General features: G+C 73.6%; 11 protein-coding genes. 2 read left to right on the top strand and 9 right to left on the bottom strand.

What is annotated here, in order from left to right; genetic code table 11:
- Positions 1–8: 8 nt before the first annotated feature.
- Together RM572_RS18050 and RM572_RS18055 are read right to left on the bottom strand one after the other, a co-directional pair.
- Positions 9–368: an NADH-quinone oxidoreductase subunit A gene (locus tag RM572_RS18050; RefSeq protein ID WP_027764553.1), complete on the bottom strand. Its 360-nt coding sequence runs from the start codon at positions 366–368 to the stop codon at positions 9–11.
- 626 nt (positions 369–994) lie between these two features.
- A complete protein-coding gene (locus RM572_RS18055; RefSeq protein ID WP_311674389.1) occupies positions 995–2233 on the bottom strand; it encodes a BtrH N-terminal domain-containing protein in 1239 nt (412 codons plus the stop codon).
- 550 nt (positions 2234–2783) lie between these two features.
- Between RM572_RS18055 and RM572_RS18060 the strand changes: the two genes are divergently transcribed.
- Positions 2784–3584 (top strand): C40 family peptidase, encoded by an 801-nt coding sequence (locus RM572_RS18060; protein ID WP_311674390.1) that lies wholly within the window; start codon positions 2784–2786, stop codon positions 3582–3584.
- A 137-nt stretch (positions 3585–3721) separates the two neighbouring features.
- On the opposite strand, the gene RM572_RS18065 is transcribed toward RM572_RS18060, so the two are convergent.
- Positions 3722–4648, bottom strand: coding sequence for a PhzF family phenazine biosynthesis protein (locus tag RM572_RS18065; protein WP_311674391.1), 927 nt, complete (start codon positions 4646–4648; stop codon positions 3722–3724).
- Positions 4649–4778: 130 nt separating this feature from the next.
- On the opposite strand from RM572_RS18065, the gene RM572_RS18070 reads away from it, so the two are divergent.
- Entirely contained in the window at positions 4779–5234 is a 456-nt protein-coding gene (locus RM572_RS18070) for an Lrp/AsnC family transcriptional regulator (protein ID WP_311674392.1), read from the top strand.
- 28 nt (positions 5235–5262) lie between these two features.
- On the opposite strand, the gene RM572_RS18075 is transcribed toward RM572_RS18070, so the two are convergent.
- The 6 genes from RM572_RS18075 to RM572_RS18100 form a co-directional block, all read right to left on the bottom strand.
- Positions 5263–6618 (bottom strand): geranylgeranyl reductase family protein, encoded by a 1356-nt coding sequence (locus RM572_RS18075; RefSeq protein WP_394813633.1) that lies wholly within the window; start codon positions 6616–6618, stop codon positions 5263–5265.
- A gap of 134 nt (positions 6619–6752) precedes the next feature.
- Positions 6753–7454, bottom strand: a complete 702-nt coding sequence (locus tag RM572_RS18080) for a demethylmenaquinone methyltransferase (RefSeq protein WP_136182885.1) — start codon at positions 7452–7454, stop codon at positions 6753–6755.
- Positions 7455–7515: 61 nt separating this feature from the next.
- Positions 7516–8118, bottom strand: coding sequence for a Uma2 family endonuclease (locus RM572_RS18085; RefSeq protein WP_311674394.1), 603 nt, complete (start codon positions 8116–8118; stop codon positions 7516–7518).
- A gap of 103 nt (positions 8119–8221) precedes the next feature.
- Positions 8222–8869, bottom strand: coding sequence for an amidohydrolase family protein (locus RM572_RS18090; RefSeq protein ID WP_311674395.1), 648 nt, complete (start codon positions 8867–8869; stop codon positions 8222–8224).
- 14 nt (positions 8870–8883) lie between these two features.
- Complete coding sequence (gene mqnC, locus RM572_RS18095) at positions 8884–10080, bottom strand: cyclic dehypoxanthinyl futalosine synthase (RefSeq protein WP_311674396.1); 1197 nt, start codon at positions 10078–10080, stop codon at positions 8884–8886.
- 83 nt (positions 10081–10163) lie between these two features.
- Positions 10164–12320, bottom strand: a complete 2157-nt coding sequence (locus RM572_RS18100; RefSeq protein WP_311674397.1) for a serine/threonine-protein kinase — start codon at positions 12318–12320, stop codon at positions 10164–10166.
- Positions 12321–12390 lie beyond the last annotated feature (70 nt).

The following is a 12390-nucleotide window of genomic DNA, read 5'->3' on the forward strand; positions in this document are numbered from 1 at the left end:
CTATGCCCCTAGTCCCATTCCAGGCCGCCACGACGCCACACGTAGGCGTAGGCGACGAAGACCGTCAGCACGAAGAGCAGCATCTCCACGAGCCCGAAAATCCCCAGGGCGTCGAAGGAGACCGCCCAGGGGTAGAGGAAGACGATTTCGATGTCGAAGACGATGAACAGCATCGCCGTCAGGTAGTACTTGATCGGGAAGCGTCCGCCGCCCGCCGCCTGCGGAGTCGGCTCGATCCCGCACTCGTACGCCTCGAGCTTGGCCCGGTTGTAGCGCTTGGGACCGATGATCGAGGCCATGACCACGGAGAAGATCGCAAAGGCCGCTCCCAGGCCCGCTAGCACAAGGATGGGCGCGTACGCGTTCACCGCTCCTCGCTCCTTTCGGTCGCCCCCACATTCGAAGATCACTTCTATGTGAGGCAGTTCACAAGCCCTAGTGGGAGGCATCCTATGCCCGCCGCTCTGTGATCTGCGACACGGGGTACACAAGCTACTTTGTGATCTTCACCACCTGACAGGTGATCATGGAACCGCAGGCGCGACGATCTTCATACGCGAAGCTTCCGACTGTTCACGTTTCGTGCGTCTCGACCGGATTCCCACCTGCTGAGCTTAGGGTTCCCTTAACACCACGATAGTGCGAAAGCAAATTCGCGCGGGACATCGATGGCTGCTACACGACTCCGGCGTCCGCGAGCCGCACGCCGCCGGCCGCCGTGCAGCGCGGACGCGCGGTCGTGAAAACCGGCACAAGCCCGGGGCACGCATCCGCTCCGCGCCGGTCGTTGAGGGGCGTCACGACCGGACCCCTCGGTCACGGGCTCGTCACCGAACGTTCGCTCCCGCCCCGACCGGGCCCTGGGCCGCACGATCGACGCGGACGGCATCGCCCGGCCGAGCACCGAGGCCGCGGCGGGCCGCCCGGCGGTGACACCTTGGCGACGGGCCGCCCTCCCGCACGGCGGGGGGCGACCCGTCGCGTTCCCGCGGAGTCAGAACGCGGCCACGGCCCGCCGTTCCCGATCCGCGCACTCCTCCACGAGCACCGCCATCTCGTCGAACAACGCCCTGCGCTCCTCCCGGCCGGGCACCTCGGACCCCGCCGCCAGCCGCTCGGCCTCCGCACCCAGCGCCCGGATCTCCTCCCCGGCGGCGTCTCCGCCCGCCATGAGCAGCGCCATCCGCCGCTCGCACACCTCGGTGTACTCCCCCAGATCCGCAGCCGTCCCTGCGGCCAGCGCCGCCAGGCGTTCCCAGCCGCGACCCGACTCCGCGACCAGTTCCGCGGCCTCGGAACGGCCCTGCCCGGCAAGGAAGTCGGCGTACAGCGGACGCGTCGCACCCGGCGCGGTGTACTCGACCTCCAGGCACTCGTACAGCCGGCGCATGCCGTGGAAGAACGGCACCGGTGCGCCGAACCGGCGCTCCCAGCCCGTCTTCGTACGGGTGTCGCGGAGCTGTGCGGCGAGCTTCGCCATGCCGGACAGGCCGAAGTTGACGTCGAACCGGTTGCCCAGCACCGGCCCGGTCAGGTGCGCGGCGGTCGTGGCGAGCGCGCCGGCCACGTCGGGCACGCCCGTGGGCGGTCCGGTGGGCACGAGCATGGCGTGCCGGCCCTTGCGGTGCGCGGACCAGGCCGCACCGAACTCCTCCGTGCCGATGCGGTGCGGTGCCGCCGATTCGTCGTCGACGTAGAGGGTGTCGCCGTCGTAACCGGCCACGGCGACCGTGTACGGGTCCGCGCCGGGCCCCGGCTCCAGCCCGTGCCACGGCAGGCGCGACCGGTCCACCGTGCACAGCACCGGACGCCCGGCGTCCAGCGCGGCCCGCACCCGGTCCCAGCGCGGCCGCGCGGAGTGCTCCTCGGTGAAGGGGACGCCGAGCCGGGTCAGCGCGGCGGGCGCCCACGGCTCCGGGTGGTGCTGGGCGACGAGGGTGAGGAGCGGCGGGGTGCCTTCGTACGCGAACACGAAGTACATGAAGCCGATGCCGCCGGCCAGCCCCGCGACGACCGCCTCGTCCGGCGCCTCGGCGCCGAGGGCGTTGCGGACCAGGGAGGCGTCGTGGTGCTGGTCGGTGCCGAACCGGTCGTACACCAGCCCGGGGGGCGGTGCCGGGGCCTCGTCCCGTGCGGACCGGGCCAGGACGTGCCGGCGGGCGGTGGTGTACGACTCGCCGGTGCGCGCCATGCGGGCGCGCACGCGCTGCTTCAGTCGTCGGTGCTCCGTCATGATCCGTCTCTTCCGGATGCCCGACGCCGTTCCTCACGCGAAGCGGCGCGGTCACCCGTGAGGACGTACGGGCTGCGACGCGACAGGTCCTGCCGTCCTGTGACGACAGCGGTCACCTTCGCCCCCGCGGGGCCGGGCGGCGTGAGCACCCGGTCTGGAGGTCCGGCGCACAGGCGGCGCCGGTTCCCAGTATAGGAGTGCACGGGTTCCGCCGGGCGGCGGAGCGACGGCTTGGGGCGGAATCGGCAGCCTTACCCGCGAATTGTCCGTTTGGCGGGAGTAGTTCACCTCTCGCACGTGAAGTGCGCCACGCCCCGCATCCGACAGGGACTGCCACCTTTGCGCCCCGTTACGGGCGCGTGATATGCACCGGCGGCGCCTCCTCCGCGACCACCAACTCGCAGGACAGAGACGGCCATTGGAGCGAATCCGGCGCCCCGGGACACCGCCCCGCAAGCGACGGAAGGTGCCCAACGGGCCCCGAAGAGGGCGGGTGTGGCGCATCCCACCGCATTTGAAGGCAACCCGGCGGCCCTGCTCCACTGGCGCCATGGCCTCGAACGCTCACATACCCAGCCACCGGAAGCCCCGGTCGCGCGCCAGAAACCTGGCCGTGCGCGCCGGTGTGGCCGGTGGCGTCCTCGGCACCCTCGCCCTGACCGCGGGCTCCGCCTCCGCCGTCGGCGAGGAGGCGGCAGACTCGGCCGCCGGCACCACCACCGCCCAGCTCCCCGTCATCACCGGCGACATCGCCACGACGAGCGAGCGGACCGCGACGTCCCTGGAGATGTCCGCCGCCCAGTACGAGCTGGAAGCCGCACAGCAGGCCGCCGCGAAGAAGGCGGCCGAACACGCCGCCGACGAGGCGGAGAAGAAGGCGAAGGCCGAGGAGCGCCGCCGGGCCGAGGAGGCCCGGCGTGCGGCCGCCGCCCAGGCCGCCGAGGAGCGTGCCTCCCGCTCGTCCGAACGCACCGCTCTTGCCGCGGCTCCGGCCTCCGGCACGGTCGGGGAGCTGGTCTCCTTCCTGCGCGGGCAGGTCGGCAAGGCGTACGTGATGGGTGCGTCCGGCCCCAGCTCGTACGACTGCTCCGGCCTGGTACAGACCGCGTTCGGGCAGATCGGCGTCAGTCTGCCGCGCGTCTCGCAGTCCCAGTCCACCGCCGGCACCCAGGTGTCGGTGAGCGCCCTCCAGCCGGGCGACATCCTGTACTGGGGCGGGGCGGGCAGCGCCCACCACGTCGCCGTGTACGTCGGCGGCGGGCAGTACATCGACGCGGCGAACCCGGAGAAGGGCGTCGTCGTGCAGAACGTCTCCGACTGGCCGCCGGACGGCGCGACCCGCGTGCTCTGACCGCGGCCCGCGGCCCGCGGGCTCCGGCACCCGCCCCCCGCGGCCTCCCGGCCACCGGGCACCCTGCGGAAGGGGCCCCACCGCGACACTGCGCTCGCGGTGGGGCCCCTTCTTTCGTTCTCTCCCTCGCGGTGCGCTCACTCCGGAAGCGTGAGCTCGCCGGAGGCGGCGAGGGCGGCGCGACCGGTGAGCTGCGGGGTGTCGCCGTCGAAGTCGAGACGCAGCCGCGAAGGACGGCCGAGCGCGTGCCCCTGGGCGACGACCGCCCCGTCTGTGCGCAGCAGCCCGTGGCGCCGCAGCAGACAGGCCAGCGGCCCGGCCGCCGTTCCGGTGGCCGGATCCTCGGTGATTCCCGCGACGGGGTTGAAGAACCGGGCGTGCGCGTCGGCGTCCGCCTCCCGGGGGTCGAGGGAGTAGAGGTAGACGCCCTCGCCGCCGAGTCCGGGCAGCACGGCCCGCAGGCGGGCGGCGTCCGGCCGGGCGGCGTCGACCGCGGCACGGTCCCGCAGCCCCACCATCAGGTGGGCCGCACCGGTGAACACCACCTGCGCGACGGGCAGTCCGGAGCCCGCCCCCAGCTGGGACGGGTCCACGCCCAGCGCGCCCGCGAGTTCGGCCGGGCGGGCGGGTTCGGCGCCGAAGCGGGGCGCCTGCTGCCGCATCGTGACCTCGCTCCGGCCGTCGGCGTCCGTGCCCAGGGTGACGGGCAGGACCGCGTCCCCGAGCTGCTGGTGACGACGGCCCGCCACACCGGGGCCTCCCCCGCGACCGTGCAGCCGGTCCGTGCAGGCCGCCAGCCACCACCAGGCGCCGAGCGCGTTGTGGCCGGCGCCGAAGACCTCGGTGCCCTCGGGCGTGAAGGAACGCAGCCGGTGGTCCGCCCCCGGCAGGGTCGGCCGCAGCAGGAACGTCGTCTCCGCCTGGTTGAACTCCCGCGCGATGCGCGGCAGCAGCGCCTCCGGGATGCCGTCGGCGTCGGGGAGGAGGGCGAGCGGATTGCCGTCGAGCGGACGGTCGGTGAAGACGTCCACGAGGACGAAGGGCACGCGGCGTCGAACGGCCATGGTCGACTCCTTGTCGAGTGGGCGCCGGGCTGGAACGACCCCGAGGCTACGATCCGCGCACCCCCGCCTCCCAGCGGAAACGTGCCGCTCCGAGCCCCGATCACCGCGGATCGGGCGGTAGGTTGCCACGATGACCGACCGATCCACGGCGTCCCTGGACGACCAGGACTGGGCCGTCCTCGCCGAGCTGCAGAACGACGCCCGCATCTCGTACGCCGAACTCGCCCGCCGGGTCGCGCTCAGCCCGTCCGCCGTCACCGAGCGGGTGAGGCGGCTCGAGAGCCTGGGGGTGGTCACCGGCTACCACGCCGTGGTCGATCCGGCCCGTGTCGGGCGGGGCGTGCAGGCGGTCGTCCGCCTGAAGTACCCGGGCACGGCGCATCAGCCGCTGCGCCGGCTGATCGCCGACCGTCCCGAGATCCTGCAGTGCGACCGGGTCACCGGGGAGGAGTGCTACGTCATCCGGCTGGCGACCCGCGACATGCAGCATCTCGAGGAGGTCGTCGACGCACTGGCCCGGCTCGGCTCCCTCACCACGAACGTCGTCTACTCGACGCTCCTGCACCGCCGGACCATCGGCCCCTGAGCCGCGCCCGGCCGGGTACCGGTGGCCGTCACGCCTTCGGCGCGACCTTGGAGAGGCCGTTGATGATGCGGTCCATGGCGTCGCCGCCGTTGGGGTCGGTGAGGTTGGCCAGCATCTTGAGGGTGAAGCGCATCAGCAGCGGGTGGCTCAGGCCGCGTTCGGTGGCCAGCTTCATGACCTTCGGGTTGCCGATGAGCTTCACGAAGGCGCGGCCCAGCGTGTAGTAGCCGCCGTAGGTGTCCTTGAGCACCTTCGGGTACGACCGCAGCGCCAGCTCCCGCTGCCGTCCGGTGGCGCGCGCCTGCGCCTGCACGATGACCTCGGCGGCGATCGCGCCGGACTCCATCGCGTAGGCGATGCCCTCGCCGTTGAACGGGTTCACCAGGCCGCCGGCGTCGCCGACGAGCAGCAGGCCCTTGGTGTAGTGCGGCTGCCGGTTGAACGCCATCGGCAGCGCGGCGCCGCGGATGGGGCCGGTCATGTTCTCCGGGGTGTAGCCCCACTCCTGGGGCATCGACGCGCACCAGGCCTTCAGCACCTCACGCCAGTCCAGGTCCTGGAAGGACTCCGAGGTGTTGAGCACGCCGAGGCCCACGTTGGAGGTGCCGTCGCCCATGCCGAAGATCCAGCCGTAGCCGGGCAGCAGCCGGTCCTGTTCGCCGCGCCGGTCCCACAGCTCCAGCCACGACTCCAGGTAGTCGTCGTCGTGGCGGGGCGAGGTGAAGTACGTGCGCACGGCGACGCCCATCGGACGGTCCTCGCGGCGGTGCAGGCCCATCTTCAGCGACAGGCGCGTGGAGTTGCCGTCCGCGGCGACGACGATCGGGGCGTGGAAGGTGACCGGCTTCTTCTCCTCGCCCAGCTTGGCGTGCACACCGGTGATGCGGCCGGTGCGGGCGTCGAGGATCGGCTCGCCCACGTTGCACCGCTCGTACAGCCGGGCGCCGGCCTTCTGGGCCTGGCGGGCGAGCTGGTCGTCGAAGTCGTCGCGCTTGCGGACCAGTCCGTAGTCCGGGTAGCTGGCCAGCTCGGGCCAGTCGAGCTGGAGGCGCTGGCCGCCGCCGATGATGCGCAGCCCCTTGTTGCGCAGCCAGCCGGCCTCCTCGGAGATGTCGATGCCCATCGCGACGAGCTGCTTGGTCGCACGCGGCGTCAGACCGTCGCCGCACACCTTCTCGCGCGGAAAGGCGGTCTTCTCCAGGAGGAGGACGTCGAGGCCGCTGCGGGCCAGGTGGTAGGCGGTGGCGGAACCGGCCGGTCCGGCACCCACCACGATCACGTCGGCACGGTGCTCGGAAGGGGCCTGCGCTGGCGCGGCCTTCGTCAGGGGCTCGGTCACGACGGTCTCCCGCGAGTTCGGTTGGCCGCGCGTTGGGCCGGCCATGCGTGCCGGGCGCGGATCGCGACCAGTCTAGGAGGCGCTCCCGCTCCGCCCTGGGCGGGTACGCGCCCTCGGCCCGCGAGCGGCGGGCCGGGGGCGGCGGGCCGAGGGTGGGGCCTGCCCGCTGCGGAGTACGGTCAGCCCGCCTCGGTGCGGAACCCGCGGTGCAGCGCGACGATCCCGCCGGAGAGGTTGCGCCAGGCGACCCGCTTCCAGCCCGCGCCCTGGAGCCGGGCGGCCAGCCCCGGCTGGTCCGGCCAGGAGCGGATCGACTCGGCCAGGTACACGTAGGCGTCCGGGTTGCTGGAGACCGCCTCGGCGACCGGGGGCAACGCACGCATCAGGTACTCGGTGTAGACCGTGCGGAACGGCGCCCACGTCGGATGGCTGAACTCGCAGATCACGACCTTGCCGCCGGGCCGGGTCACGCGCAGCATCTCGCGCAGCGCCGCGTCCGTGTCCTGCACGTTCCGCAGCCCGAAGGAGATGGTGACGGCGTCGAAGGCGCCGTCCCGGAACGGCAGTCTCGTCGCGTCCCCCGCGGTGAACGGCATCCAGGGGTGCCGTCGCCGTCCCTCGCCGAGCATCCCCGTCGAGAAGTCGCACGGCACGGTGTACGCGCCCGCGTCGGCGAACGGCAGCGACGAGGTGCCCGTGCCGGCGGCCAGGTCGAGCACCCGGTCGCCCGGCTGCGCGTCCACGGCACGGGCGACGGCACGCCGCCACAGCCGGGTCTGCCCCAGGGACAGCACGTCGTTGGTCAGGTCGTAGCGCGCGGCGACGTCGTCGAACATCGCGGCGACTTCGTGCGGCTGCTTCTCCAGGGATGCGCGAGTCACGCCCCCATTGTTCACCGCGCCCTCGACGGACGGGCGGCGGGGGCTCGCGGACACCCGGCCGTCAGGACTCGAGCAACGTCAGGAGATCGATGTCCACGGGAAACGGAACGTCCGTCGTCAGCTTTCCCTCGTGAACCGGCCGGTCCGGGGAAGGGGCGAAGGTCCGCATCTCGTGGTGGCGCCAGAACTCGTGCACGACGGGTGCGTCGTCCACGGATCGCTCGATGCGCCAGTAGTACGGGACACCCCGTTCCGCAAGCAGCCCCGGTTTACGGAAGCGGTCGTCGCCGCGAGAGCCGGGGGAGACCACCTCCACCGCGAGTCTCACCGCACTGGCAGGCAGGCACTCGAGAGAGCGAAGATCGAGGCCGGTCCGCTCATAGACGACGAGGTCAGGCTTGATCACCGCATGCTCGTCGACCAGCACACAGCGCTCGACATTGACGCCGAACGCCTGCGGCCTGGCCTGGCGCAGCGCGACGAGCAGCCCGTCGCGCACCTGGTCGTGCCAGAAGTGGGTCATGCCCCGAACCACGATCGCTCCGTCCACCAGCTCCCAGTCGTACGGCAGCTCGAGGTCCTTGACCTGGTCGTAGGTCCAGCCGCCGTCGGGCGGGAACATCCAGTTGTCCGGTGTGGCCCGGGCGAGCCGGTCGGCGGTCATCGTTGCTCCCATGCGCGCCAGAGTGAACGGGAAACGTGCCGGGTGTCCTGGGAACGACGTTACCGTCACCCGCAGTGAGGCACGTCCGCCACGCCGTTGACGGTCAGCGGCCGCGGTAGGCCAGGCGGCCTGCGAGGACGGTGGCGCGGCAGGCGGCGGCGCCCGTCGCCGCGAGGGCGGCCAGGTCCGGGGCGACGAAGGCGGCGAGGTCGGCGCGTGCGCCGGGGACGAGCGCACCCGCGAAGGCGCGCTGCGGATCGGTGCCGGTCGGCGGGTCGAGCGGGTCCAGCGGCGGAACCGGCGCGTCCGGGTCGCCGTCGGCGACCGTGGCCAGGCCCGCGCGGGCGACCGCCCTACGGACTGCGGGGCGCGGGAACGGCCCGGCCACCGCCGTCACGCCGTGCCGCAGCAGGCGTTGCAGCCCGCGCCGGGCACTGCCGCCCCAGCGGGCGTCGTCCATGGCGAGGGCGTCGAGGGCGGCGCCGGTCAGCGGCTCGGTGCCCAGTTCGTCCGCCTCGCGCGGATCGGGGTGGTAGGCGCGGCCCAGCAGCGGGCCCGCGCCCCGGTGCACGAGCCCCGGCGTGAGCACGCCCGCCCAGCGCCGGGTGCGCGCCCGCGGGTACGCGGCGGACACCTCGTCGTACGGCCCGACGGCCGCGACCGTCCCGCCCTCGACGGCGACGGCCCCGTCCGCGATCGGCTCCGTGCCCGCGCCGGGCACGACGAGGTCCGCGGAGTGCAGCGTGAGCAACGGCGGACCGGCGCTCAGTCGGCCTGCACGAGCGTCAGCTCGGGGTGCGCGCTGCCGCCCGCGATCGCGGTGGAGGACAGGTGCGAGACGACCTTGTCGTCGACCGGGTCGTGCGCCGGGTCGTCGTGCACGCGCAGGTGCTCGTAGGTCGTGGCGCGCTGCGCCGGTACGCGCCCGGCCCCGCGGATGAGACCGATGATCTCGTGCAGGTTGGAGCGGTGCTTGGCGCCCGCGGAGGAGACGACGTTCTCCTCCAGCATCACCGAGCCGAGGTCGTCGGCGCCGTAGTGCAGGGTGAGCTGGCCGACGTCCTTGCCGGTGGTCAGCCAGGAGCCCTGGATGTGGGCGACGTTGTCGAGGAAGATCCGCGCGAGGGCGATGAGCCGCAGGTACTCGAAGAGGGTGGCCTGCGTCTGCCCCTTCAGCGTGTTGTTCTCCGGCTGGTAGGTGTACGGGATGAACGCGCGGAAGCCGCCGGTGCGGTCCTGCACGTCGCGGATCATCCGCAGGTGCTCGATCCGCTCCGCGTTCGTCTCGCCCGTGCCCATCAGCATGGTGGAGGTGGACTCGACGCCGAGGCCGTGCGCGATCTCCATGATCTCCAGCCAGCGTTCGCCGGACTCCTTCAGCGGCGCGATCGCCTTCCGCGGCCGCTCCGGCAGCAGCTCCGCGCCCGCACCCGCGAACGAGTCCAGACCCGCCTCGTGGATGCGGCGGATGGCCTCCTCGGGCGTCACGCCGGAGATGCGGGCCATGTGCTCCACCTCGGACGCGCCGAGCGAGTGGATGACGAGCTGCGGGAACGCCTCCTTGATGGCGGCGAAGTGCTTCTCGTAGTACTCCACGCCGTAGTCCGGGTGGTGGCCGCCCTGGAACATGATCTGCGTGCCGCCCAGCTCGACGGTCTCGGCGCAGCGCCGCAGGATGTCGTCGAGGTCGCGGGTCCACACCTTGTCGCTCTTCGGCGCGGCGTAGAACGCGCAGAACTTGCACGCCGTCACGCAGGCGTTGGTGTAGTTGATGTTCCGCTCGATGATGTACGTGGCGATGTGCTCCGTACCCGCGTACCGGCGGCGGCGCACCACGTCGGCGGCCTGCCCGAGCGCGTGCAGCGGGGCGTGCCGGTAGAGGTCGAGCGCCTCCTCGGGCGTGACGCGACCGCCCTCGGCGGCGCGGTCGAGTACGGACTGGAGGTCGGCGTTCTCGGGCACCGGGGCATCCCTTCACCTCACGCGGATACGGCCGCTCCAGCGTACGTCAGCGCTCCCGGCCTCCCGGGGGCCGCCCCTGGGCGTCAGCGGCTCTCCTCCAGCGTCCCGGCCGCGTTGCCGCCCGCCTCGTCGTGCGACTCGTAGCGCAGCCGCCCGTCGGCGCGGAGCCGGAACGTCTCCTTCTCGCTGCCGTCGGAGCACAGCACCCCGCCGCCGGGCGAGGAGCCGATCACGACGAGTGCGTCGCCGCCTCCGGTCACGTCCTTCAGCGTCCAGGCCCCGGGGCAGGTCACGCCCGCGAGGTCCACCTCGACCTCGCCGGTGGCGATCTCGTCGCCGGTCTTCCCGGGCGTAATGGTCAGCGTCATGGTGCCGGCGGGCAGCCCGTCGTCGGTGGTGAGGTTCCCGGTCCAGGTCCCGACGAACGCCTCGGGCACGGCCTGCGGGGCCTCCTCGCCGTGGCCGGGTTCGCCGGACGCGTCGGGTTCGCCGGACGCGTCGGGCTCGCGAGACGGCTTCGGCTCACCGGCCGCGGGCGGATTGTCGTGGTCCCCGGCCGTCTGGTCGCTCCCGCCACCGGGCATCAGGTCGAAGACGAGGCCCAGCGAGAGCAGTGCGGCGGCGAGCACGCCCGCGACGGAGAGCACCAGCGTGCAGCTGACCTGCCGCGCGTCGCGCTTCGCCCCCGCCGACACGGACACCCCGCGACGGCCCCGGTCGGGGGCGGGTGCCGGCAGCCCGCCGCCGTAGCTGGGATCGGGCGGTCCGAACACGCCCGGCTCGCCCGCGCCACCGCCCTCCGGTGCCCCGGCTCCGGTCGCGGCCCGCGCCGCCGTTCCGGAGCGGCTGCCTCGCGCCTCGTCCGGGGACGCCGACGCCGGGCCGGCCAAATCCGGCTGGGACACGGCGTGCGGTGCCGCGTGGCCACCCGGCACCGACGGCGCCTGCGGGGGACGCGGCGGCGGTTCCGGCGCCCGTGCGACAGCGCGGCCTTCGTCCGCAGCCTCGCCCTGCCGTCCGACACCCCCTGTGAAGGGCGCCCGCTCATGCGGCGACTCCGGTCCGGAACGGGCCCGGTCCCCCTGCCCCGCCGACGGCGGGTCGAGTGGCCCCGGTGCCGCACCCGTCCCGACGGGGGCTCCGCCGGCGGAGGGCGGCTGCGCGGTGTGCGGCGGGCCGGGCGGACCCCAGGGGGCCGTCCCTTCGGGGTCGGCCGGGTCGGGGGTGACGGGGTCGGTGAACGGCACCAGGCCGGAGGCCGGGCCGGGCGGGCCGTCCGGGCCGTCCGTTGCGCCCCTGCACCCGGGGACGGCCTCCGCAGTCGCGCCGTCCGGTTCCGCGTCCAGGTCGAGGAGGGCGACGGCGCTCCGGGAGGCGGCCTCCACCAGCGGGACTGGGAGCCACCCGTCGGCCGTGAGCGCGGCGGCACCCTCGTCCCCCGCGAGTGCATGGGCCACCGCCGCCGGCTCCGGCCGGTCCGCGGGCGCCTTCGCCAGACACGCGGCGATCAGCTGTCGCAGCGCACCGTCCGGCAGTCCGTCGAGATCCGGGTCCTCGTGCACCACGTGGTAGAGCAGCGCCGCAGAACTGTCCCCGGGGAACGGCGCGCTGCCCGTCGCCGCGTACGCCAGGACCGCGCCCAGCGAGAACACGTCCGAGGCCGGTCCGACGCCGCCGCGCCCAAGCACCTGCTCCGGAGCCATGTAGCCGGGCGAGCCGATGGAGGCGCCCGTCGAGGTCAGCGCGGAGGTGCCGTCGGTGGCCCGTGCGATGCCGAAGTCGATGAGCCGCGGTCCGTCGAGGGTGAGCAGCACGTTCGACGGCTTCACGTCCCGGTGCACCAGCCCGAGGGCGTGTACCGCGCCGAGCGCCTCCGCCAGTCCGGCGCCCAGCGCCCGTACGGCGGTCTCCGGCAGTGTGCCGTGTGCGGTCACCGCCTGCTGGAGGGAGGGTCCGGCGACGTACCCGGTGGCCACCCAGGGCACCGGGGCGTCCGGGTCGGCGTCCAGCACGGGCGCCGTCCACGTGTCCCCCACGCGCCGGGCGGAGGCGACCTCGCGGCGAAAGCGGACGCGGAACTCGGGGTCGGCGGCGAAGTGCGGGTGGACGACCTTGACGGCGACCGTGCGGCCGCCGGGGCTGCGGCCGAGATACACGCGGCCCATGCCGCCGGACCCGATCCGGCGCAGCATCCGGTACGCGCCGATCGTCCGCGGGTCGTCGGTCTCCAACGGCTGCATCGCGGTCCCCCTGTCCCCCTGCCCTTTCGGCATGCCTGCCGACGGACCCCAGGCTACGGCGCGCCGGGCC

The organism is Streptomyces hazeniae, assembly GCF_031845485.1.
Lineage (GTDB): Bacteria > Actinomycetota > Actinomycetes > Streptomycetales > Streptomycetaceae > Streptomyces > Streptomyces hazeniae.

Coding starts and splice junctions, on each gene's coding strand:
- RM572_RS18055 (WP_311674389.1), bottom strand. CDS start 2,233: ATGACGGAGCACCGACGACTGAAGCAGCGCGTGCGCGCCCGCATGGCG.
- RM572_RS18100 (WP_311674397.1), bottom strand. CDS start 12,320: ATGCAGCCGTTGGAGACCGACGACCCGCGGACGATCGGCGCGTACCGG.
- RM572_RS18075 (WP_394813633.1), bottom strand. CDS start 6,618: ATGGCCGGCCCAACGCGCGGCCAACCGAACTCGCGGGAGACCGTCGTG.
- RM572_RS18060 (WP_311674390.1), top strand. CDS start 2,784: ATGGCCTCGAACGCTCACATACCCAGCCACCGGAAGCCCCGGTCGCGC.
- RM572_RS18085 (WP_311674394.1), bottom strand. CDS start 8,118: ATGACCGCCGACCGGCTCGCCCGGGCCACACCGGACAACTGGATGTTC.
- RM572_RS18070 (WP_311674392.1), top strand. CDS start 4,779: ATGACCGACCGATCCACGGCGTCCCTGGACGACCAGGACTGGGCCGTC.
- RM572_RS18065 (WP_311674391.1), bottom strand. CDS start 4,648: ATGGCCGTTCGACGCCGCGTGCCCTTCGTCCTCGTGGACGTCTTCACC.